This is a genomic window from Janthinobacterium sp. B9-8, from assembly GCF_000969645.2.
Taxonomy (GTDB): domain Bacteria; phylum Pseudomonadota; class Gammaproteobacteria; order Burkholderiales; family Chitinibacteraceae; genus Iodobacter.
Map to the genome: position 1 here is coordinate 1,120,647 of NZ_CP014222.1, position 22,452 is coordinate 1,143,098.

General features: G+C 51.0%; 19 protein-coding genes. All 19 read right to left on the bottom strand.

Going from position 1 to position 22,452, the window contains the following annotated elements; all coding sequences use genetic code 11:
- Nucleotides 1-164 precede the first annotated feature (164 nt).
- The 19 genes from VN23_RS04975 to flgA all read right to left on the bottom strand — a co-directional run bounded on the left by VN23_RS04975 (nt 165) and on the right by flgA (nt 22,407).
- Entirely contained in the window at nt 165-1,259 is a 1,095-nt protein-coding gene (locus VN23_RS04975; RefSeq protein ID WP_257722042.1) for an anhydro-N-acetylmuramic acid kinase, read from the bottom strand.
- A 46-nt stretch (nt 1,260-1,305) separates the two neighbouring features.
- The gene (locus VN23_RS04980; protein ID WP_046350184.1) at nt 1,306-2,598 is read right to left on the bottom strand and encodes a M23 family metallopeptidase; all 1,293 of its coding nucleotides are present in this window, start codon (nt 2,596-2,598) and stop codon (nt 1,306-1,308) included.
- A 375-nt stretch (nt 2,599-2,973) separates the two neighbouring features.
- The gene (locus tag VN23_RS04985) at nt 2,974-3,846 is read right to left on the bottom strand and encodes a DUF6999 family protein (protein ID WP_046349940.1); all 873 of its coding nucleotides are present in this window, start codon (nt 3,844-3,846) and stop codon (nt 2,974-2,976) included.
- A 410-nt stretch (nt 3,847-4,256) separates the two neighbouring features.
- Complete coding sequence (locus VN23_RS04990) at nt 4,257-6,125, bottom strand: StlD/DarB family beta-ketosynthase (protein ID WP_046349941.1); 1,869 nt, start codon at nt 6,123-6,125, stop codon at nt 4,257-4,259.
- Nucleotides 6,125-6,994 carry a fatty acid desaturase gene (locus VN23_RS04995; protein WP_156455119.1) on the bottom strand — a complete coding sequence of 290 codons (870 nt, stop codon included), beginning with the start codon at nt 6,992-6,994 and terminating at the stop codon, nt 6,125-6,127. Before VN23_RS04995 ends, VN23_RS04990 begins: the two co-directional genes overlap by 1 nt.
- A complete protein-coding gene (locus VN23_RS05000) occupies nt 6,987-7,700 on the bottom strand; it encodes a sterol desaturase family protein (RefSeq protein ID WP_046350185.1) in 714 nt (237 codons plus the stop codon). Before VN23_RS05000 ends, VN23_RS04995 begins: the two co-directional genes overlap by 8 nt.
- A 186-nt stretch (nt 7,701-7,886) precedes the next feature.
- Nucleotides 7,887-8,384: a FixH family protein gene (locus VN23_RS05005; RefSeq protein ID WP_046349943.1), complete on the bottom strand. Its 498-nt coding sequence runs from the start codon at nt 8,382-8,384 to the stop codon at nt 7,887-7,889.
- 1 nt (nt 8,385) lies between these two features.
- A complete protein-coding gene (gene ccoG / locus VN23_RS05010; RefSeq protein ID WP_046349944.1) occupies nt 8,386-9,822 on the bottom strand; it encodes a cytochrome c oxidase accessory protein CcoG in 1,437 nt (478 codons plus the stop codon).
- A 134-nt stretch (nt 9,823-9,956) separates the two neighbouring features.
- The gene (gene ccoP / locus VN23_RS05015; RefSeq protein WP_046349945.1) at nt 9,957-10,865 is read right to left on the bottom strand and encodes a cytochrome-c oxidase, cbb3-type subunit III; all 909 of its coding nucleotides are present in this window, start codon (nt 10,863-10,865) and stop codon (nt 9,957-9,959) included.
- A gap of 19 nt (nt 10,866-10,884) precedes the next feature.
- Nucleotides 10,885-11,052 carry a cbb3-type cytochrome oxidase subunit 3 gene (locus tag VN23_RS21260; RefSeq protein ID WP_082752597.1) on the bottom strand — a complete coding sequence of 56 codons (168 nt, stop codon included), beginning with the start codon at nt 11,050-11,052 and terminating at the stop codon, nt 10,885-10,887.
- A 6-nt stretch (nt 11,053-11,058) separates the two neighbouring features.
- Nucleotides 11,059-11,685 carry a cytochrome-c oxidase, cbb3-type subunit II gene (gene ccoO / locus VN23_RS05020; RefSeq protein WP_231743359.1) on the bottom strand — a complete coding sequence of 209 codons (627 nt, stop codon included), beginning with the start codon at nt 11,683-11,685 and terminating at the stop codon, nt 11,059-11,061.
- A gap of 18 nt (nt 11,686-11,703) precedes the next feature.
- Complete coding sequence (gene ccoN, locus VN23_RS05025) at nt 11,704-13,125, bottom strand: cytochrome-c oxidase, cbb3-type subunit I (RefSeq protein ID WP_046349946.1); 1,422 nt, start codon at nt 13,123-13,125, stop codon at nt 11,704-11,706.
- A 209-nt stretch (nt 13,126-13,334) separates the two neighbouring features.
- The gene (gene ccoS / locus VN23_RS05030) at nt 13,335-13,541 is read right to left on the bottom strand and encodes a cbb3-type cytochrome oxidase assembly protein CcoS (protein WP_046349947.1); all 207 of its coding nucleotides are present in this window, start codon (nt 13,539-13,541) and stop codon (nt 13,335-13,337) included.
- The gene (locus VN23_RS05035; RefSeq protein ID WP_046349948.1) at nt 13,542-15,944 is read right to left on the bottom strand and encodes a heavy metal translocating P-type ATPase; all 2,403 of its coding nucleotides are present in this window, start codon (nt 15,942-15,944) and stop codon (nt 13,542-13,544) included.
- Between the two features lie 236 nt (nt 15,945-16,180).
- Nucleotides 16,181-17,104 (bottom strand): 4-hydroxy-3-methylbut-2-enyl diphosphate reductase, encoded by a 924-nt coding sequence (gene ispH, locus VN23_RS05040; RefSeq protein WP_197433021.1) that lies wholly within the window; start codon nt 17,102-17,104, stop codon nt 16,181-16,183.
- Nucleotides 17,101-17,595 (bottom strand): signal peptidase II, encoded by a 495-nt coding sequence (gene lspA / locus VN23_RS05045; RefSeq protein ID WP_046349949.1) that lies wholly within the window; start codon nt 17,593-17,595, stop codon nt 17,101-17,103. Before lspA ends, ispH begins: the two co-directional genes overlap by 4 nt.
- Nucleotides 17,588-20,455 carry an isoleucine--tRNA ligase gene (gene ileS, locus VN23_RS05050; RefSeq protein ID WP_046349950.1) on the bottom strand — a complete coding sequence of 956 codons (2,868 nt, stop codon included), beginning with the start codon at nt 20,453-20,455 and terminating at the stop codon, nt 17,588-17,590. The genes lspA and ileS overlap by 8 nt, the downstream gene beginning before the upstream one ends.
- Before the next feature lie 191 nt (nt 20,456-20,646).
- A complete protein-coding gene (locus VN23_RS05055; RefSeq protein WP_046349951.1) occupies nt 20,647-21,567 on the bottom strand; it encodes a bifunctional riboflavin kinase/FAD synthetase in 921 nt (306 codons plus the stop codon).
- 171 nt (nt 21,568-21,738) lie between these two features.
- Nucleotides 21,739-22,407, bottom strand: coding sequence for a flagellar basal body P-ring formation chaperone FlgA (flgA, locus tag VN23_RS05060; RefSeq protein ID WP_052746363.1), 669 nt, complete (start codon nt 22,405-22,407; stop codon nt 21,739-21,741).
- Nucleotides 22,408-22,452 lie beyond the last annotated feature (45 nt).

Consider the following 22,452-nt stretch of genomic DNA (forward strand, 5'->3'; position numbering starts at 1 on the left):
GCGCTTTGTTTGAATATTATGTTTCGTTGGGGTTCTTGGGCTAGTGCCGTGCGGGTATTTATTTAGAGAGATGGTTGTTTTGCTTGGCGAGGAATGGCAGGGCTTGTTTTTCTATTTCTGTAAGTCTTTTTGGGAGCTTCTTATTGAAGCTGCCCCCTTGGTTTTTATGCGGGCCAAATTGCCCCAAGGATACGTTGCCCCTCTGCTCCCGTTACTTCCGGCAGATTGGCGGGGCTGCGATCAATGCAGCATTTTGCTAGCCAGGCAAAGGCGTAGGTTTCCATCCAGTCTGGCGCAACACCCAGAGCCTCGGTGGTGGTGATTTTGGTTTGCGGTAACTCTAGTGCGAGCATGCGCATTAAGCGTTGGTTGTGCGCGCCACCGCCACAAACATAAAGCGTATCGATCTGTTGATCCCGTAGTGTATCGGCAATGCTGCGGGCGCTCAGGGCGCAGAGTGTGGCTTGCACATCGGCGGGCGTGTCGCTGCGATGGGCCAGCTGGGTACTCAGCCAGTCTTGATGAAACAAATCGCGGCCGGTGCTTTTAGGGGCTTTAAGAGCGAAGTAGGGGGCTTGTAAACATTGGGCTAATAAATCAGGCAAGACATGCCCGGTTGCGGCCCATGCACCGTCTTTATCGTAACGTAGCCCCTGATGCTGGCTAATCCATAAATCCATCAGCACATTGCCCGGCCCCGTATCAAAGCCGCAGGTAGGTTGATGAGGAATAAGCAGCGAGATATTGGCAATACCCCCGATATTGACCAGAGCGCGTCTTTGCTCAGGGCTAGCAAACAGCGCCTGATGAAACGCAGGCACCAGCGGCGCGCCTTGCCCGCCAGCGGCTACATCGCGTGATCTGAAATCACCCACCACACTGATACCCGTTTTTTCGGCAAGGCGGGCGTGATTGCCTATTTGCAGGGTATAGCCGCATTCTGGCCGGTGGCGGATAGTTTGGCCGTGATTGCCGATGGCTTCAATATCGCTGGCAGCATAGCCTGCCTCTGCCAGCAGGGCATGGATGGCATCGGCGCAGGCATCAGAGTGCGCGTTGGCGGCCAATTGGGCCAGATGCAGCTCGTTGGGCTGAGGGGACTGCAAGGCGAGCAACTGGCCGCGCAGATCATCGCTTAATGGGGTGCCTTGGGCCGCAATCAAGCGGGGTGGCGTGCTGGAAAAATCCACCAGGGCGGCGTCAATGCCATCCAAGCTGGTGCCCGTCATTAAACCTAAAAACAGCCGTTGCCCGTTCAATTGATGATCTCTCTGTGGGTGTATCTCAAATCCATACTGAATCTGCTTATTGCGCGCGTGCCTGCTCGATTCCTTGCAAGAATGCCAGCTGGTTTTTAGTCTGCTCGGCAAACGGTTTGAAGTGTGCCAGATAGCGGCTTTCAATCGGCTTGGCTGTTGGCAGATTGAGTGCGATTGGATCGACCTGCTGGCCGTTTACTTTAAATTCGTAATGTAAATGCGGGCCCGTGACGCGTCCCGTTGCGCCAACAAGGCCAATGACATCGCCTTGCTTTACTCTGGAGCCTTGTTTTAAGCCTGTAGTAAAGGCTGACATATGTGCGTAGAGCGTACTGTATTTGCCATCATGGCTGATTTCAATATGCTTGCCGTAGCCGCTATTGTCTTCGGTGATTTTGCTGATTATGCCATCGGCGGTGGACATAATCTTGGTGCCGGTGGAGGCCGCAAAGTCGATGCCCTTATGTTGCCGCCATGATTTTAGCACGGGATGAAAGCGCATCTGAAAGCCTGAGCTCACGCGGGAGAATTCAACAGGGTTTTTCAAGAAAGATTGTTTTAAGCTGTCGCCATTGGGGGTGTAATAAGCGCCTTCATCACTGCCGGGCGGGGTATACCACATGGCTTGTAGTGTTTTATCTTTATCGCTGAACTCGGCGGCAAGCACTTTGCCGGTTTTAATTTCCAACCCTTCGTGAGTAAAGCTTTCGTAAACCACACTAAAGCGATCGCCTTTTTTTAAGCCACGGTGAAAATCGATCTGGCCAGAAAAAATCTCGATCAGTTGTTTTGTTACATCGTCAGGAATATCCAGCTGATCGGTGCTGGCGTAAAACGAGCTATTAATCGTGCCTGATTTCACAACTGTATGTTGCTGGGTCGTGGCTTCTTCGATAGAAGAAACAAACTCATTGCCTTCACGGATAAGCTTTAGCTCTTGGTTTTTGTTATTTAGATAGTGCAGCTCCAGCAGCATGCCGGAGCGATCTGTTTTTGCCCTCAGGCTGCGGCCGGGGTGCAGCTCAAACAGCATTTTAGCTTTAGGATCGCTGCGAATAAATTGACTGGCTTGCTTGTCATCGACATTCAGTCGGCTTAGCACGGCAGAGAGCGTGTCCCCTGCTCGGATGATGTTTTCATGCCAGATTGGGCTGTTATCCGTGGCAAATATTAAGGGTGGCGTGGCGATAGATTCGGTTTGAGTATTGAGAGTGAGCTCTTCCTTTGGTCCGAATTCGGCTACACCATAGGCGGTGAGGGTGAAAAAAGAGGGCAGCAGCACAATCAGCCAACTGCGGGAAATAAAATGCGGAGGGATACTAACAGAATGATTGCTCATTCTTTTTATCAATTTTTGAAAAATACGTGGCATAAGGATAACCGAGTGGAGTGAGCTGGCCGCCTGTGGGGCCTAAGCTTCCGTTTGCAGGGAGAATGTCGGTTTAATCCCGATTTCATGCGTTTATTAAGGCGAATCGCTGTTTTGACGAAAAAGCAGGCCATGCAGGCCTCATCTGATTTTTACGACGGAACAGTCTGAAGTTCGAGCGAGAGCTAGAGTAACAGATAGTTTTTTTTCGTCAAACTCCCTTATTTAACATTGGCTTAGCGAAATAGTTACGCTGTAGCGGCGGAACTCCGCGGTATTGCTGAATCCAGGGGCTTAATCGCCTTATGTCGGTGCGGTTAAAATTATTTATGAAGAATGATTTTTTTAGGCTGTGGCCTGAGCTTGTTTCATCTGGCTAAGCAAGCAATGCAGCATTTCGGTGGATAGCCCATGCAACACCAGCCGATGACCTGCATGCAGGGTAGAGAGCGGGACCAGCGGGTGTTTATTATTGAGAAGAAGCAGATGTTGCGGTGTATTGAGCAAGGTAGCCACATAAACACCCATGGTTTCATCCATTTGCAGCGAGTTAGCCGCACGCCAGAAATCATTATCAGTGAGAAAAAGCTGGTAAACCGGCGTAAATATTTCAATCGCGGTTTGCACATCAATCCAGTTTAAGCGCCCTTGCGGCATGGATGTGAGCGCCAGTGGTGGCTCGCTCATCATGCTGAAGTCAACGTTTTCAACTGCGGTAAGCATTTTGCCTTCGTTACGCAAACCCTGCCCCAGCCGGATGATAAAGTTAAACAGATTTAAATCATGTTTCAGAAACAACTCGTCGGCCAGGTCATCAATGGTCAGCGGGCGTAGCGATGAAAGCGGCACGCTGATGGGGGCGTTGCGCTCGATAAATTCGATAATCTGTGCGCCTAAATGAAAGTGCCGCAAGATGAGCCAGTTGGCTTCTGGCGACACAAAGCCCTTTAGCCCCCACACCAGAATACGGTGCAGCATTTTCGAGGCAGACCAGCGTTTGGGAAGAAGGACTTTTAAAATTTGAATCAGAATCATGCAAAGCCGAGCAATAGGCCGCACAAATGGCAGCAGATACTGGCGCGAAGGCGAGGCCAGCTCGCTTAGCCAAGCGCGTTTTACATGATCGGGCAGCGGGGTGCTTTGATCTAGATACATGGCAAGCCAAGGATTGGGATCGCGCGGGTCGTGTGTTTCTTGTAAGAAATCGTCTTTAGGCATGGGGTGCTCAATATGTTGATGAAACTACGATTTTTAGTGCCTTCGGCACGTTGATTTTGGTGCGGGATCCCCGCGAAGTATTTGATTTCTGAACGGCCAGAAAATCCTAGTACGCAAAGAAGGCCGCCCTAGCCAGCACGAACCCCCTTACTGCGGACAATCGAGCAGCGGCGGCGGAACTCGCTTCGCTCAGACAGGCATCAAAGAAATCCCGCCCGCTTGTTCCTCGTTTCGGCGTGCTTCAAGGGGAGATTTAAGCCCCATGCTACTAGCCGTGATTAAAGTCTAGCTGAGCTTCAAAAGTCCTTAAAACCCAATGGAAAACGCCTTAATTCAAAGTCTGTTTTTCTCCGTGAAACTCTGTGTCCTCCGTGGTTCAAGACTTGGGTTTGGCGGCATAACATCATTTTTTAAATATGCTCAAACTGCATTAAATAAAGCTGCGCGCAGCGTTTGGCGGTGTTGAGTATGGCTGTAGCTGCCTTGGGATCGATAGCGAGGGTGATTTCTACTGCGGCCAGCCAGCGGGCCAGATGGTGTTCGTCGTTGGCTCCGTGGTATTCCAAGAATTTAAAGGCTTGCGGCGGGAGGGCCACTTGCTGGCGCAGCATGGGCAAAAGGGCAGGTACGATACGCTGACCTGTACCTTCGATAATATAAATTGCGCCCAATAGACCGATCGGGTTGGGGGTTGCGGCGAGTGCATGCAGATAACTATTGAGCGCTTCGCCACCGGGGTTACGCTTAAGTGCGGTCAGCGGCAGCTCGCCGCCAGCGGCTTTGTAGTCTTGATATAAGATTTCAAAATCGTGTTGTTCGTCATTAGCGTGCAGCTCGATCAGGCTGGCGAGCGGAGCAAAATCGCCACTTAGCGATGCGGCCGCTTCTCTCATCCACAAGCTGCCTTCGCGAACTTGCGGTACCCAAGCTGCAGTCCAGTTGCGGTAGCTTGCCACATCAAAACGCTGGCTCACCAGTTGCGAGATCACAGGGCTGCGCCAGACTTGCGAGCGATAATCTTGCCATAGGCTGGCTAGCTGAGTCAGCAGCGGTTGCAGCGCAAGTGGGGCATTCTCAGGCTGATGCGGCGCTGGGATATTGGGCTCGAAGGCGTCAGTGGGGGCGGCGGCGATGACTGGAGCGATAGGCGGGCTGCTGGTGTCCCCATCGACTACTTCAAACAACATATACGCTGCGCTAATCCGCCCTGATTCTGGAATAAAACAGAAAATCTTTTCACCAGCCTTAAGCGGCTTGGTCTGTAAAAAATCGGCCAGCATAATAAAGATAGATGCAGCACCGGTGTTGCCGCGCGTTTCCAGATTGCTATACCAGCGCTCTGGCGGGATGCTCAGCCCCGCTTTGGCGAGCAGCTCTTCCACCACCGGCATAAATTTAGCCGATGAATAATGGCAAAGAAAATGGTCGATGTCGGTCGATTTAATCCAGCCTTTATTAACCAGCTTTACGTATTCATGAATGCACACATCAAACAGCTGCGGCAACATGCGGATATCCTGGCGCAGCGACATTGCGCCAGCCGCTTCGGCCTCGCTAGAAGAAGCAAAATCTAGGAAAGATTGGTTACGATCTGTCGTCAGCCCCAGCTGCATACACACTGGATAATCGCCAGAAAAGCTCTTTTGATGAATCCATTTAAGCTTGATATTCAGCCCTGTCTTGGGCTGGCGGCTGAGTAGCAGCGCACCGGCACCATCGGATAGCATCCAGCGCAAAAAGTGCGCGTCAAAATCACTTTGATAGCCGCGCGGGGCAAAGCGGCTTTTTTTGAACATGCGTGATGGCATTTCGGCGGCCACAGCCAGCGCTTGTTGGTGCGAACCAAGCTCAATGGCTTGCGCGGCAAATTCAATGGCGCTGACGCCTGCTGCACATACGCCTTGGCAGGAAACAGTTTGCATGGGCGGCGCTGCGAGCTCGCCCTGAATCATATTGGCAAAGCCCGGCATGAGCGCGTCGCCCCCTGATGAGCCAACGGCTAATAAAGTCACGTCGCTGAGAGAGGTCTGTGCTCGATCTAAACACTGATGGACTGCGGCAGCGGCTATCTGGGCATGGTTTTCAATGGTTTGGCCCTGTGCATCAATGCCGTAATGCCGTGTTTGGATACCATTTTCAGCCAAAATCCGGCTTTTTATTCGCATAGAAATGCGGTTGATGGGAGCAATAAAGGCATCCATCTCTTCATTGTTGATAGCTGGCCCGGGTAGATGGAGGCCCGCTGCGTTAAGGTAAACGTGTTCAAACTGAATAGGCATCAGGATTCCTTGGTATGGCTCATCAAGCTCTGACTGCGCCAGCGTGGCCAGATCAGGCTTAGAAAATAGCTGCGGCACATATACCAGAGCAAAGGGCCAGCGTTGAGGCGCGGATCGATTTGTTCGCGGTATTGTGGGTGGAGGTGGCTTAGCTCTGACCAGTGCGCGCGCGGGTGGAGATGGTGCGCGGTATGCAGGCCGATATTAAATAGCAGCGGGTTGACCCAGCCTTCAAAGTTGCGGGCAAAATTAATGTTTGAGTTGCCATCGGCATGGGCATGTTGCAGGTAATTGGTGGCCAGTAGCCAGTGCAGGCCATGGAGCTGGGGTAGTAAGACAAAGATAAGAAATTTTTGCCAGTTCAGCCAGGCCAGAACGCCCCATAGCAAGAGCACGGTGGCGTATTGACACAGGCAGTAATAAAACACGCCAGCATGCCACCGCTTTAAGCTCAGTAGCCAGTTTACAAAGAGCGGATAGAGTACGACTGTGGCTTGCAGGGGGTGCAAAAGATAGCCGGTCAGATCGTTACTGTCGCGACCAAAGCGATAAGTGCGTGCTACATCTTTAGGGCCGTGGCGGTGGCGGTGATGATTGCGGATATGCGCCGGATAAAACACAAAAGTGGGGTGGCCTTGCAAGAGCGTGATCCAAAAATCGCTGATTCGATTGAGCGATTTACTGCGCCACATTCGTAAATGGGCGTGATTGTGGTGAATTACGCCAATGCCGAGGGTAAGAAACAGCATGATGGCAAAGAGAATCTGATTGATCAGGGAGGCTAGCCCAGTGCGCCATAGCCAAATGACCAGCAGCGGCTGCAGGATGAGATAGAGCAGGCTTTGCCAATCGCGTTTACTCCTAAGCATTGCGCTCGATCTGCTTATTGGCGGCATCTGCGGGTAGAGCGGTGTTTAACAGGCGATCCATAAACGGAAACATAAAGCCGTAATTGCCGTGATAACAGGCGTGGTGTAGATGATGGCGGCGCGCGCCATTGAGCCACCAGCGATCATGATTGGCATCGGGTAAAAAATCGTAATTGGAATGACCGATATTATTAAAAATAATACTAAAAACGGGAACGGCAGCGAGCGAGTAAATCGAGAAATCATGCATTAGCATCGGTAGCATAATCACATTGCCTAGCATGATGGCTTCAACAGGGTGAAAGCTATAAGTAGACCAAGGTGTGGTCACTATCGAGCGATGGTGAGGCAAATGAAAGCGCTTTAGCCAGCGGGTGTGCAGTAAGCGGTGGTTGAGATAAAAATGGATTTCATTCCAGATCACTAAGACGAAGATCTCGGTGGCTATCTGCATGCCTGAAGCATGAAGGGCGAGCTGCGCCCAGCCTAGCTGCAGCATGCCCCAAGGGAAAATCATCCCTGTGCCAAATAAAATAATGGTGAGTATTGATTGGCTTAGCTCGCGAGTGAGCTGCTGTGGGCCTTGTGGCCGGGGGTCTAGTGCATGGCCATAGGCAATTCTAGGCAAAAGCTGATGGCTTAAAAACCAGGTGAGTGCGCCAAAGCCAAAATACAGGGCGGCAAAAAATAGCACGCCAACGCCCATAATTTCATGCCACTGAGTATTGAGAATAAATTCGCGCACAGAGCTTGGTCCAAAGACAATGGCCAATTGTATGACATTTAATAGCCTGTTTGCATAGTTTGTCGGCGAGCAAGGAGAATGTGTAATGGCTTAGTCAGGTGGTGGCAAAAAAATAGCCCGCGGTGCAGGCGGGCTATGGGGTGATGCCTACAAAGTAGGGGTGAGCGCCAGGGCTTCGGCATCGCTAATGGTCCATTCGGCTTTTAAGCGCCAATGCTTTTGCGTATCCGCCAGCTCTACTTGCCAGCGCGGCTGGGTGAGGGCATTTTCTAGCTTGCCCACATAAAACTGCGGCGCTTCTTTGCTCAGGATAATGGTTTGATCTTTTCCTGCACGGGTGGGGTGCATCAGTTTGAGCACCAGATTGTCGTTGACCGCTTTATTCAGATGAATACGGATCGATTTACCATCAGCGCCCAGCATCAGCTGGCCGCTTAGGCCCAGCGCGGCTGCCTTACTATCCCGATGAATCTGGCTGTTGATTTCCTGGCCTTCTTTGTAGTAATCATCGCTGACTAAGCCGTCGTCACTTTGTACCGCCTGAAAAAACAAGTTGATCCCGCCGATGACGGCCACCGCAGGAAAAAGAATCAGCAGCCATACATGACGGTGCTTATACCAAGGTTCAATTGTTTCTACTTGCATTTTATCTTCCTATAAAACTGGATTTTTCTCGTGCCGTGATCGCTGGGTTATCCGTTGCGGTAATAATGAAGTGCATTTCATGCCCGCCGGGGCCTGCTTTGCCTGGCTCTACTTGTACGCGCACGCCAATATCCTGGCTGGCTGTGGCTTCAACAAAGATCTGACCGCTGCCTTCCACAATGGTTCTTGAGTTGGGTAAGCCATCGGTGGTGATGATATAGCTATGGGCTTTTTCATCGGCATTTTGAATTTGTAAGCGATAGCTATTTTCCAGCCAGCCATCGTCAGCTTCTCGCACCATGGCGACCCGGTCACGAGAGATATTCACTTTGATCGGCTTACGCATGGCTAAAGAGCCAACGGTAATGCCCAGAATGATAATCAGCACCAGCACATACATCATCACCCGTGGACGAGTGATTTTTTTGATGATGTCGCGTTCCGGGTATTTATGCTCTAGTGCGTTTTCGGTGGTGTAGCGTATCAGCCCGCGTGGATATTGCATTTTATCCATAATTTCATCACAGGCATCAATACAGGCGGCACAGCCGATGCACTCGTATTGTAAGCCATCGCGGATATCAATCCCCACAGGGCAAACCTGTACGCACACCGTGCAATCGATGCAGTCGCCAAGGCCGGCGGCTTTGTAATCGGTCCCTTTCTTACGGCTGCCGCGAGGGTCGCCGCGTTCGGCATCGTAAGAAATAATCAGGGTATCTGCATCAAACATCGTGCTTTGAAAGCGCGCATAGGGGCACATATATTTACAGACTTGCTCACGCATCCAACCGGCATTGCCATAAGTGGCGAAGCCATAAAAGCAAACCCAGAAGGTTTCCCACGCGCTGAGATTAAACCGGCTTGCTTCTGCCCACAGATCCACAATCGGCGTGAAATAACCAACAAAAGTGAAACCTGTCCAGAGCGATAGCAAAATCCAGATGCTGTGTTTGCTTACTTTTAAACGGATTTTCCTTGCGCTGAGTGGTGCGGTATCAAGTTTGATGCGGGCCATTCGATCGCCTTCCACCCATTTTTCTATCCAGAGAAAAATCTCGGTGTAGACGGTTTGCGGACAGGCGTAGCCACACCAAAGCCGTCCGCCTGCGGTGGTCCAGGCAAAAAGACCAATGGCACTGGCTAAGAGCAGGGCGGTGAGGTAGATGAAGTCTTGTGGCAGAAATACAAAGCCATAGATGTAAAAAATGTGTTCGTTCAAATTAAATAGCAGCGCCTGACGGCCATTCATTTGAATCCAGGGCATGCCATAAAAGAACAGTTGAGTGATGACAACAAATAGAATACGCCAGCGATTAAACAAACCGTTTACCCAGCGGGGGTAGATTTTTTTATGCTTGCTGTAGAGGTGGATTTCTTCGTATTCACCATCGTCCTGGATCACGGTGACGGGAATATCTCGTAATTTTTTACTCATTTTCACTACTCCAAGCAAAATGGCTTGCGGCAGCGTAACGCTCGCGCAAAGCATTTCGATCAAGGAAAACGGGCGGGATAAGCCCGCCCGTTTAAAGCACTAGGGGGGCACACCTGCCCACCCTATATGTTTTCCTACTTCGCTTTTTCCTTGTTGGAAAGACCGTAAACATAGCCAGCCAGTAAATGCACTTTGGCATCGCCCAGGAATTCTTTCCAGGCAGGCATCACATTGCTGCGACCATTGGTGATGGTCTCAATAATGACCGCTTCAGAGCCACCATACAGCCAGTTGTTGTCAGTCAGATTAGGCGCCCCTAAATCCTGATTGCCTTTGCCTTCCACGCCATGACATGCCACACAGACTTGTTTGAACGTCTCTGCGCCACGGCTGGCACGCAATTCATTACGTGGCTTGCCTGCCAGCTGTAATACATAGTTGGCCGCGTCTTTTACTTTTTCTTCACCAAAAACGGCACCAAACGCAGGCATTTGTCCGTGACGGCCATTGGCAATGGTTTCCAGGATTTTTTCTGGTGTGCCACCGTGCAGCCATTCGCCATCGGTCAGGTTAGGAAAACCTTTTGCACCTCGCGCATCTGCACCATGACACTGGATACAGTATGTAAGGTACAGGCGTTTACCCATATCCATTGCATCCTGATTTTTTGAAATGCTAGCAATCGGCATTTTGGAGTACTTATCGTACAAGAGCTGATATTTAGAATCGGCTTGTACAACCTCTTTACCGTACTGATTGCTAGAAGTCCATTTCCAGACGCCACCCCAGATACCCGGGTAGAGTACAAGGTAAACCACGCTAAAAACAATGGTCATATAGAACATCATGACCCACCAGCCTGGTAGCGGATTGTTGTATTCCTCTAGATCGCCATCCCATTTGTGGCCGGTTACATCGGCGTTTTCACCTTTTTTAAGCTTAACAACGCCTTGGCTCATCAGGAGCAAAGTCATCGCTACAATACCGCCGATCACAATGATCGCGATCCAATAATTCCAAAAGATACTTTGAAAATCTGTCATTTTTTATATCCTCTAGAAATCAGGAGGTCTTGTTTGATGAGGGCAGATCATCATCAAGGAACGGCTGATTGGCCGCTTCATCAAAGGATGCTTTGCTATTTTTGCTGCAGGCCCAAATGATGATGCCAACAAAGCAGATAAAACTGGCTACGGTAGAAAGCACGCGCAGATCGTTTAGTATTTCCATGATGAATTACCTCTTGTTCTTGAGTGCAAGACCCAAGCCTTGTAGGTAGAAAATCACTGCTTCCATTTCTGTTTTGCCTTCCGTTGCGGCGATCGAACCTTTGATATCCGCGTCGGTGTAAGGATCGCCCAGCTTACGCAGTGCAGCCATTTTGGCGGGGAGAGCTGCCGAATCCACTTTGTTTGCAGCCAGCCATGGGAAGGCAGGCATATTGGATTCGGGCACTACATCACGCGGGTTCATCAAGTGTGCACGATGCCATTCATCAGAGTAGCGAGCGCCAACACGTGCCAGATCCGGCCCGGTGCGTTTCGAACCCCATTGGAACGGACGATCGTAAACCGATTCACCTGCTACCGAGTAATGGCCATAGCGTTCTGTTTCTGCACGGAAAGGGCGAATCATTTGTGAGTGGCAGTTGTAACAGCCTTCACGCACATAGATATCGCGCCCAGCCAGAGCCAGTGCGGTGTAAGGCTTTACCCCGGCAATCGGTTTGGTGGTGGAGTTGCTAAACATCAGCGGTAAAATTTCTACCAGCATGGCAACGCTGAGCGTCAGCAACGTTAGAATAATCAAATAAGCAACGTTTTGTTCAACCCGCGATTGCAGCTGGTTCATAAAGTTTTTCATGGTTTTCTCTCCCCTCGATCAGGCGTGTTGGGCGATGGCCGGAATTTTGGCATCGACGGCTTGGCCCGAAAAAGCGGTACGCAGCACGTTGTAAAGCATTAAGAACATGCCCGACAAGAAGCACAGGCCACCTAAGAAACGGATAAAGTAATACGGGTACGATGCTTTAACTGAATCAATAAACGCATAAGTTAAAGTGCCGTCTGTATTGACTGCGCGCCACATCAGGCCTTGTGTTACACCGGCAATCCACATGGAAGAGATGTAGAGCACCACACCGATGGTTGCAATCCAGAAGTGGGTATCGATCAGCTTCACCGAATACATTTCTTCTTTATTAAATAAGCGCGGAATCAGGTAGTAAATCGAGCCGATGGTAATCATCGCTACCCAGCCTAAAGCGCCGGAATGAACGTGACCAATGGTCCAATCTGTGTAGTGCGAGAGTGCATTGACTGTTTTGATGGCCATCATTGGGCCTTCAAAAGTAGACATACCGTAGAACGACAACGCAGTAACGAGGAATTTCAGGATTGGATCGGTACGCAGCTTATGCCATGCACCTGATAGCGTCATAATCCCGTTGATCATCCCGCCCCAGCTTGGTGCCAGCAGAATCAAAGAGAACACCATACCCAGTGATTGAGTCCAGTCAGGCAGTGCGGTGTAGTGCAGATGGTGAGGGCCAGCCCACATATAGGTGAACGACAGCGCCCAGAAGTGCACAACAGACAGGCGATAGGAGTAAACCGGACGACCCGCTTGCTTTGGCACAAAGTAATACATCATGCCCAAGAAGCCTGCAGTCAGGAAGAAACCGACCGCATTGTGGCCATACCACCATTGCACCATGGCATCAACCGCACCCGAATAAACCGAGTAGGACTTGGTGGCAGAAACAGGAATCGCTAAGCCGTTAATAATATGCAGCAGGGCAACGGCCAGAATGAACGCACCATAAAACCAGTTAGCCACATAGATATGCTTTACTTTGCGCTTGGCAATCGTGCCAAAAAACACAATCGCGTAAGCAACCCAGATCACAGCGATCAGCCATGTAATCGGCCATTCCAGCTCGGCATACTCTTTACCACGGGTATAACCCATGGGTAAGGTGATTGCGGCTAGGACGATCACTAGCTGCCAGCCCCAGAAATGGAAGGCAGCCAGCTTGTCGGAGATCAAGCGCACATTACAGGTGCGTTGAACTACGTAATACGAGGTCGCGAATAAACCGCTGCCACCAAACGCAAAAATAACCGCATTAGTATGCAATGGGCGCAAGCGGCCAAAATGAAAGTAAGGGCCAAAATTAAGTTCCGGCCAGTACATCTGGGCGGCGATGATCACGCCAACCAGCATCCCGACAATCCCCCAAATGACGGTCATGATGGCAAATTGCCGCACCACTTTGTAGTTGTATGTACCTAGGTGTTCCATGCGAGCTCCGATTGATCTCCAACAGCTTGGACTTTGAAATGTGTGACTTGAAAAATGAACAACCTGTCTGCATTTAACTAGCTGTAAGGAAAAACTAGTTTTTTGCTGGTCGTGAATATTTCTTATGTAATTATGCCAACTGAACTTTATCTGCTTCAGTCCGCATTCTTATTGACGAACATCAATGCCTTTCATCAGATCGCGGCATTTTACACTCCGTCGGACTTAAATTCCTTGTTTTTTCTTTCGTCAGTGGAACTTTCCTCTGCGAGCATGCTGTCATCATCTTGCAAAATCTGCCAGCCTGGCCCCTCCATATCATCAAATTGCCCCCCTTTTACTGACCACCAGAAAATAATGCCGATAAAAAACACCAGTAAGACAGAAAGCGGAATTAGTAAATAAAGGCTTTCCATCTAGAACTTCCCTTTAAGGCGCAACGCATTAAGCACCACTAGCAGCGAGCTGCACGCCATGCCTAAGCTGGCCAGCCACGGAGTAATCTGGCCGGTAACGGCCAGCGGCAATGCGGCAAGATTGTAAGCAATGGCCCAAATTAAATTCTGACGAATAATATTGCGTGTCTTTTTGGCTAAAGCCAGCGCTTTGGGGAGGCGATCCAGCTGATTATTAAGCAGCACCATATCGCCTGCTGCATGGGCGACATCGACACCCGCCCCCATGGCCATGGATACATCGGCTTTCGCTAAAACGGGGGCATCGTTGACACCATCCCCAATCATCAAAACTCGGCGCCCTTGCTGTTGCAGGGTGTTGATGTAAGCCAACTTATCGCCGGGTGTTGCTCTGCCGACAGCGTTTTCAATATGCATGTTCAAAGCCAAAGCTTGCACGGTAGCGTTGCTATCGCCCGATACAAGGTGCAAACGTAAGCCTGCATCACGTAGCGCTTGAATTGAAGCTGCTGCATCGTCTCGTAATGTGTCTGCCACAATAAACGCGCCCAGCCATGTGCGGGTGCTGGCTAGTGCAATTAAGCTGCCTTCTGCTTGCCGGATGGCCTCTGGCATTAGCATGGCACATTGGCGATTTACAAAATCAGGGTGGCCAATAAAATACAGCTCGTCATTTACAAGGCCGCTTAAGCCACCACCGGGATAGGTTTGCATTTTTTGTGCGAGAGGCGAGTCTGGCATGAGAAAGGCGCGGGCTAAGGGGTGAGCCGAGGCCGCTTCCAGCGATGCGGCAATGGCGCGTGCGTTTTCTTCTGAAGCATGGCTGGCGATGTATCGCTGGATACGGGGCTCGCCGTGGGTGAGTGTGCCGGTTTTGTCGAGCATCACATCGCTGATTTGCGCCAGCGTCTCTAAGGCGGGGCTACGCGCCACCATGAGCCCGAGCTGAGCTAAGTGTCCTGTGGCGGCAGTCAGGGCTACAGGCGTAGCCAGAGCCAGTGCACAGGGGCAGGAGATCACAAGTACCGACACCATAATGGGCAGGGCGTGGATCGGGTCGTGCCAGTGCCAGTACAACCAAGCCAGTGCGGCGGTGATCAGCAAGATGCTGACAAACCAGCCAGATACCTGTTCGGCCAGCAGGGCAAGACGCGGTTTTTGTGCGAGGGCCTGATCGAGCAAACGCACAATGGCTGCAAGACGGGTGTTTTCGCCAACCTGGCTGACTTCGATATGCAGAGGGGAGGCTAAATTAAGCGTGCCCCCCGTGACTTGCATGCCTGCAGATTTGCGGATGGCAAGGCTTTCACCGGTAAGCAGTGCTTCACTGACCTCCCCCGAGCCTTGCCGAATAATGCCATCGACCGGAATCGTTTCGCCGGATTTAACTAAAATCTGTTCGCCAATTTGCAGGCTGTTTACAGTGACTTCAATCGTGCCTTGCGCGTCTATTTTGTGGGCAAAAGCAGGGATCAGCTTAACTAGCTGCTCGGTTGCCGCGCCTGCTTTGCGCCTTGCGCTCATTTCCAGATAGCGGCCTGTCAGCAGTAAAAAGACAAACATCGATACCGAATCAAAATAGATTTCGCCGTGGTTTGTGATAAGCGAATAGCTGCTGGCGATAAATGTGGCGAGCACGCCTATAGCAATCGGTAAATCCATGCCGGTACGGCGGCGTTTTAAATCGCGCCAGCTGGAAATATAAAAAGGGGTGGCGGAGTAAAGAACCACGGGCAGAGTAAGGATTAAACTCGCCCAGTGCATCAGATACAGCCACTCTGGCGCAATTTCACCCGCTTTCGACATATAAATCGGCACAGAAAACATCATGACTTGCATCATGGATAGCCCTGCTACCCAAAGCCGGAAGAGCGCACTTTTACGCTGCTTCTGCCAGCCTTCTTCTTGTCTTGCCTGATCGTAAGGCTGAGCGCGGTAGCCGATGGCGGCAACGGCTTGCAAAATGGTGGAGAGCTGGATTTTTCGATCATCCCATCGTACTCGGGCGCGGTGGGTGCTGTAGTTTATGCTGGCGGACAGCACGCCCGGTAATCGCTGGATATGGCGTTCATTCAGCCAGATGCAGGCGGCGCAGCTAATGCCCTCGATGATGAGTGATGCTTCACGAATATCGGCATCTACATTGAGTACAAAGCTGGCTTGCAAGCTAGCATCATCGAAGAGGTGTAGCTGAGCGAGTAGCTCGTCAGGCAGTGGCTTGGCACGATCTGCAGGTTGATCTCGCTGGCTGTAGTAGCTCTCCAGCCCGCTTTGAATAATGGTATTGGCAACCGCCTGACATCCGGCGCAGCAAGTGGGCTGCTCGATATTGCGATAAATAATCGGGAAGGATTCTGGGCTAAGTGTTTCGCCACAGTGGAAGCAGTCGGTGCGAGAGGTCATGCGGCGTGGGAGGCCTTAGAAATGATAAAAACATTAACCCTAAGGTCTGTAGACACGCAGATAAAGTAAGGACACAGAGAAATGAGGGGTACGTCTTGCCGCGTACCAAAAAAGATCGCAGCTAAAAGCATGGACACGATCAATCTTAAGTTTTTTCTCTGTGCGCTCTGTGTTCTTATTTAGCGCTGTGTCTACAGATCTTTTTTGATGAGTGTAAGCTCTAAGCTGCAGTTGGCTTACACTAGGCCCTTAGGTAGCGAGAAGATGACGTTTTCTTCGATGCCGTCCATTTGGCGGATATGGCCTGCGCCAAATTGTTCTACCTGTGCAATCACTTGCTGTACCAAGATATCCGGGGCAGAAGCACCAGCGGTCACGCCGACATTTTGCTTGCCTGTAAACCACTCGGCTTTCAGCTCGCTGGCGTTGTCGACCATATAGGAATCAATTCCCAGATTGGCGGCGACTTCTCGTAGGCGGTTGGAATTAGAGCTATTTGGCGAGCCAACGACAACGACCACATCGACTTCTTTGGCTAAATGCTTGACGGCATCCTGACGGTTTTGCGTGGCGTAGCAGATATCGTCTTTCTTTGGGCCAACGATGCTTGGGAATTTTGCGCGTAAGGCATCAATTACGATTTGCGCATCATCAACTGATAGCGTGGTTTGGGTGACGTAGGCCAGCTTTTCGCTGGACACTTGTAAAGTGGCTACATCACTGACTTCTTCTACCAGATACATGCCGCCCTGAGCCTGGCCCATCGTGCCTTCCACTTCAGGATGGCCTTTATGGCCAATCATCACGATTTCAAAGCCTTGCTCGCGCATGCGTTTGACTTCGAGGTGCACCTTGGTGACCAGCGGGCAAGTGGCATCAAAAATAGACAGCCCACGCTCAGCCGCTTCGGCGCGTACCGCCTGTGAAACGCCGTGTGCCGAGAAAATCAGCGTATTGCCAGCAGGCACATCGGCCAGATCTTCAACAAAAATAGCACCTTTTTTCTTGAGGTCTTCAATCACAAATTTATTGTGAACCACTTCGTGGCGTACATAAATCGGCGCGCCGAATTTCTCTAAGGCTTTTTCAACGATGGCAATGGCACGGTCTACCCCTGCACAAAAACCACGTGGTTGAGCCAAAATAATTTGCATCGTCATACTGTTTTCTCCGATGGCGTTTCACGGCGGAATGAATCGATCACCATTAATACTGCACCAATACAAATCGCTGAATCCGCAATATTAAAGGCTGGGTAGTACCAGCGTTGCTGATAATGAACCTGAATAAAATCGATCACATGGCCCAACAGCATTCTATCAATGGCATTGCCGAGCGCGCCGCCCAGAATCAGCGACATGGCGAGGGCGTAGCGTGTTTCTGCGTGGTGTTTTTTAAGTAAAAACACAATAAACACCGACACGCCCAGCGCTAGCGCCGTAAAGAAATAACGCTGCCAGCCGCCCGCATCTGCCAGAAAACTAAACGCTGCACCCGGGTTATAAGCTAGTGTCAGGTTAAAGAATCCCGGAATAATGGCGCGCTGCTCGCCAAACTGAAACAGCGCCTCTATCGTATGTTTGCTGGCCTGATCGAGGATCAGCACCAGAAGGGCGATGGCAAGCCAGCGCCCTAAGCCGCTTTTAAGCATGGGCTCGAACCTCGCCTTGCTTGAACAGATTGTCATTGCAACGGCTACACAGCGTGCTGTGCTCGGCGTGCGTGCCTACGCTGGCGGTGTAATGCCAGCAGCGATCACATTTAGCCGCAGTAGACGCGCTGACGCTGATTTGGGTGGCGTTACCCTTCACTAAGCGGGCTTGCGAAGTAATCAGCACAAATTTCAGCTCGTCGCCTAAATCTGCCAATGCGGTGTAAGTGTCGCCTGCGGCGGTGATTTCAACTTCAGCCTGTAGGCTGGAGCCTAGTTTGCCGTCCGCTCGTTGGAGTTCGATTTCTTTTTGTGCCGCGGCGCGAACTTCGCGAACTAGCACAAAGCGTGCGTTCAGTTGCTCTGCGTCACTGACCGCAGGCACGGTGTGCCAGGCCGATAAAAACACGTTTTCTTCGTTCTTGAGCGCGCCCCATGCTTCATGTGCGGTGAAAGACAAAATCGGTGCAAGCAGGCGAACCAGTGCCTGGCTGATATGCCAGAGCGCAGTTTGCGCAGAGCGACGGCCACGGCTATCCGCGCCCATGGTGTAGAGGCGGTCTTTGATAATATCGAGGTAGAAAGAGCCCAAGCCTTCCGAGCAGTAAGCGTGGATTTCTTGCACCGCAAGGTGGAACTCGTATTTATCGTACAGCGCGGTGATTTTTTGCTGGAAGGCGGCCAGCTCAACCAAGGCGTAGCGATCAAGTTGCAGCAGTTCTTCGGCGGGCAGCAGGTTTTCGGCGCCAAAATCAGAAATATTTGCCAGCAAGAAGCGCAGGGTGTTACGGATGCGGCGATAGGAATCAGCAGTGCGTTTCAGAATCTCGTCAGAAATGGTTAGTTCCCCCGAGTAATCGGTTGACGCTACCCAGAGGCGCAACATATCTGCGCCCAGCTGGTTAATTACGGTTTGCGGAGCAATCACATTGCCTTTGGATTTGGACATCTTTAAGCCTTTGCCATCCACGACAAAGCCGTGGGTGAGCAATTGCTTGTAAGGCGCACGGCCTTCCGTTGCGCAACCCGTGAGCAAGGATGACTGGAACCAGCCACGGTGCTGATCAGAGCCTTCCAGATACAAATCAGCAGGCCAGCTCAGCTCCGGCCGCTGACGCAGTACGGCATAGTGGGTAGAGCCAGAATCAAACCATACATCCAGCGTGTCTTTGAGCTTGTCGTAATAAACCGCGTCTTTGCCGAGCAATTCAGTGGCATCAAGTCTGAACCATGCTTCGATTCCCTCTTGCTCGATGCGTTTGGCAACAATCTCGAGCAGCTCGCCCGAATTAGGGTGCAATTCGCCGGTTTCTTTGTGCACAAAGAAAGTCATTGGCACGCCCCAGTTACGTTGGCGTGAAACACACCAGTCCGGGCGGTTTTTAATCATGGCTTCTAAGCGTGCACGGCCCCAGGCCGGAAAGAATTCAGTTGTATCAACGGCTGCATTAGCTTGCGATCTGAGGGTTTTTCCCTCAACGCCTGCGGTTTCCATGCCGATAAACCATTGGCTGGTGGCGCGGAAAATGATCGGGGTTTTATGGCGCCAGCAGTGTGGATAGCTGTGTTCCAGTTTTTTGCTGGCAAACAGCGCGCCACGCTCTTCCAGTAGTGCAAGCACCAGCGGATTGGCTTCCCAGACTGTTTTACCTGCAAAGAATTCAATATTGCTATAAAAACGACCATCGTTGCCAACAGGGTTGTCCGTTGGGATTTTATACTTACAACCCACTACATAGTCTTCCAAACCGTGTGCGGGCGCAGTATGTACGAGGCCTGTACCGGCATCCGTGGTGACATGATCACCGCAAATAATCGGCACCACGCGCTCTAGGAAAGGGTGTTGCAATTGCAGGAATTCCAGCGCAGCACCCTTAGCTTGGGCGATCACTTCGGTGGTTTCGATGTCGTAGCGTTTGATGGTCGCTTCGGCCAAGTCACGCGCTAAAATCAACAGGCCTTTAGGCGTGGCGATTAAATCGTAAACCAGCTCGGGGTGGACCGATACGGCTTGGTTGGCAGGTAGAGTCCACGGGGTGGTGGTCCAGATCAGCGCGAAAGCGGGTGTATCGCCAACGGTAACGCCGCCAAAGGCAAGGGACAGGGCCGTGTTATCTACAACACGGAAGCCCACATCAATGGCTGGGGATACTTTATCTTCGTATTCCACTTCGGCTTCAGCCAGTGCCGAGGCACAGTCCACACACCAGTGAACGGGCTTCTGGCCGCGGATCAGATAGCCATTGGCGTGCACTTTACCTAAGGTGCGAACAATATCGGCCTCGGTTTTGAAATCCATCGTGCGGTAAGGGTTATTCCAGTCACCTAAAACGCCTAGGCGAATAAAGTCGGCTTTTTGGCGCTCGATCTGGATGGCTGCGTAATCGCGGCATAGCTCACGGGTAAATGCCGCAGGCAGACGTGTTTCCTTAGGATCAAGGCCGTTGGCTTTACGATATTCTTGTACACGCTCAAAAATACTCGGATTGGCAGCCAGTGCTTGCTTGTCAAATTTAACGATTTTTTCGATCTGATGTTCAATCGGCAGGCCGTGGCAATCCCAGCCCGGCACATAAGGCGCGTCAAAGCCATCAAGCGTTTTGGCTTTGATAATGATGTCTTTCAGAATTTTATTAACGGCGTGGCCAATATGAATATCGCCATTGGCATACGGCGGGCCGTCGTGCAGCATAAACTGAGGGCGGTTTTCTTTTTTTGCCTTACTGCGAATAGCTTGGTAGAGCTCATTGTCTTGCCAGTCTTTTAAAAAGCCCGGTTCGCGTTTAGCCAGATCGCCACGCATAGGAAATGGGGTGTCGAGTAAGTTGACAGGGTACTTGTTAACTGGTTTTTCTGACATGGTGATCTCTCAATGTGAGGTAGTTGCAAAGCGACTGCGAGTGCCGATTACTGCTAGCTATGCACTAGCTACGCGTCGAAAAAATGGCTCAAAATCCTCATTTACGACGTGTAAACTGCGGGTTTTCGCCATTTTTTGCCTTGTCCTCGGGCTTCTCGCTATGCTTTGCAACTACCTCTGGTTTTTTTTGGCTATCTATTTACCGCAAACCATTCTTTGGCTGCGATACAATCTTTTTCGATTTGTGCGACTAAAGTCGGTAAATCAATATATTTTTCTTCATCGCGCAGCTTATGCAGGAAGTCTACACGTAGATGCTGACGGTATACCTGTCGATTGAAATCAAACAAATGCGCTTCTAATTTGGGGTAGTGATCGCCGCCATGGATGGTGGGGCGAAATCCCAAGCTGGCTACGCCTTGATATGGCTTTTCAAGCCCGTGGATTTCAACTACAAAAATGCCAAATAAAGGCGGGCGGTTATGTTTGATCTGAATATTGGCGGTAGGAAAGCCAAGCGTTCTGCCAATTTTATCGCCATCCACCACGCGGCCAGCAATGGAATACGGCCGTCCTAAGTAATGTGTGGCTAAATCCATATTGCCCGCGGCTAAAGCATTGCGTACGGCAGTAGAAGAAATCCGCAAATTGCCGTCCGCAACGGTGGCAAGGCTACAGGTGCTAAAGTCTGTGCTGTCTTGCAGTAGCGCAAAATCTCCTGCGCGTTTGGCGCCAAAGCAAAAATCATCCCCCACAATCACATGCCGTGCATTTAAATCTTTAGCCAGAATCTGGTCTCTAAAATCCAGTGCGCTTAAGGATGAAAATTTGCGATCAAAACGCTGCACAATTACGTAATCAATCTCTCTTGCGGCCAGCAGCTCCAGCTTTTCGCGCAGGCTGGTGAGGCGGGCGGGCGCAGCGTCTGGCGCAAAAAATTCGCGTGGGTGCGGCTCGAATGTCAGCACACAGGTTTTTAGCCCGTGCAGTGCCGCTGCCGACTTTAATTCGGACAACATCGCTTCGTGGCCGGCGTGCAGCCCATCAAAATTACCGATGGTGATGGCTGTAGGGGGAAGGTGAGCGTTGGAAACGCTTCTGAAAACTTGCATGCTTAAGCGCTTGGGCGGACTTTACAAAGCCGTAAATTGTAGCGGCAAGCGAGCGATTTGTCAGTTCGCTTGTGAATATGGCTGATATTTGCTGTTGTTTCAGGCGGTTTTATTGCTGCATATGCTGCCGCCGCCTGTGTAGGAAAAGGCCACACCATGAGGAAGGGCGGCTTAATTACTCACATCCACACTGCCTGTGGAGGTGGCAAGACCTTGGATTATTTGCCTTGTACCCACTCGCACGCGCACAGATTGCCCTTCGGCTGCATTATTCATGGCAATGCCTTCATTGGCGACTTCGATACCATTATCGCGATAAATAATGCGTACCTTTTGATTTTGCTGAATCACTATTGCTGCCCTGAGCATTTCGCTGCGCAGGGGCTTGCCTGCGGCAACCGCGGTATTTAGAGTGCGTCCTACTGCTTGGACGGGGTCCAGAATGACGCTGCCAGGCAGGGTACCCAGATCGCCTTGCTGGGCGCTTAAATCACCCGCGCCGACTTCCTGATTGCCTGATAAGGGGCGTGCTGCTACATAGTAAGTGACAAGTAAAGAAACTTTTACGGGCAGATTAATACCCCAGCTGGCCCCATCCACACATTGCACTCTGAGCATGGTATTGCCTAAGAGCCGGTAGCCGCTGGGCAGGCCTACATCGTATTGCTTACAGGGGGCTAGCTGGATGCGGCTATCTATTTTACTAAGCTGATAGCTGGGTACACCGTTGCTGTTGGCGAGGGATTGATCCAGCCATTGTTGTGCCGCACGTTGAATGGCGGCGGTATCTGTGGCGTGGGCGGCGCTGGCAAATAGCGCAATAAATAGCAGTGATCTCATACAATGGATTATAGGCGTATTGCCATACATCGCCTACAATCGTGA

Excerpts from the sequence above, each read along its gene's own strand:
- VN23_RS04980 (WP_046350184.1), bottom strand. The coding sequence starts at position 2,598 with ATGAGCAATCATTCTGTTAGTATCCCTCCGCATTTTATTTCCCGCAGT.
- VN23_RS04985 (WP_046349940.1), bottom strand. The coding sequence starts at position 3,846 with ATGCCTAAAGACGATTTCTTACAAGAAACACACGACCCGCGCGATCCC.
- VN23_RS04990 (WP_046349941.1), bottom strand. The coding sequence starts at position 6,125 with ATGCCTATTCAGTTTGAACACGTTTACCTTAACGCAGCGGGCCTCCAT.
- VN23_RS04995 (WP_156455119.1), bottom strand. The coding sequence starts at position 6,994 with ATGCTTAGGAGTAAACGCGATTGGCAAAGCCTGCTCTATCTCATCCTG.
- VN23_RS05000 (WP_046350185.1), bottom strand. The coding sequence starts at position 7,700 with ATGGGCGTTGGCGTGCTATTTTTTGCCGCCCTGTATTTTGGCTTTGGC.
- VN23_RS05005 (WP_046349943.1), bottom strand. The coding sequence starts at position 8,384 with ATGCAAGTAGAAACAATTGAACCTTGGTATAAGCACCGTCATGTATGG.
- ccoG (WP_046349944.1), bottom strand. The coding sequence starts at position 9,822 with ATGAGTAAAAAATTACGAGATATTCCCGTCACCGTGATCCAGGACGAT.
- ccoP (WP_046349945.1), bottom strand. The coding sequence starts at position 10,865 with ATGACAGATTTTCAAAGTATCTTTTGGAATTATTGGATCGCGATCATT.
- VN23_RS21260 (WP_082752597.1), bottom strand. The coding sequence starts at position 11,052 with ATGGAAATACTAAACGATCTGCGCGTGCTTTCTACCGTAGCCAGTTTT.
- ccoO (WP_231743359.1), bottom strand. The coding sequence starts at position 11,685 with ATGAAAAACTTTATGAACCAGCTGCAATCGCGGGTTGAACAAAACGTT.
- ccoN (WP_046349946.1), bottom strand. The coding sequence starts at position 13,125 with ATGGAACACCTAGGTACATACAACTACAAAGTGGTGCGGCAATTTGCC.
- ccoS (WP_046349947.1), bottom strand. The coding sequence starts at position 13,541 with ATGGAAAGCCTTTATTTACTAATTCCGCTTTCTGTCTTACTGGTGTTT.
- VN23_RS05035 (WP_046349948.1), bottom strand. The coding sequence starts at position 15,944 with ATGACCTCTCGCACCGACTGCTTCCACTGTGGCGAAACACTTAGCCCA.
- ispH (WP_197433021.1), bottom strand. The coding sequence starts at position 17,104 with ATGACGATGCAAATTATTTTGGCTCAACCACGTGGTTTTTGTGCAGGG.
- lspA (WP_046349949.1), bottom strand. The coding sequence starts at position 17,595 with ATGCTTAAAAGCGGCTTAGGGCGCTGGCTTGCCATCGCCCTTCTGGTG.
- ileS (WP_046349950.1), bottom strand. The coding sequence starts at position 20,455 with ATGTCAGAAAAACCAGTTAACAAGTACCCTGTCAACTTACTCGACACC.
- VN23_RS05055 (WP_046349951.1), bottom strand. The coding sequence starts at position 21,567 with ATGCAAGTTTTCAGAAGCGTTTCCAACGCTCACCTTCCCCCTACAGCC.
- flgA (WP_052746363.1), bottom strand. The coding sequence starts at position 22,407 with ATGAGATCACTGCTATTTATTGCGCTATTTGCCAGCGCCGCCCACGCC.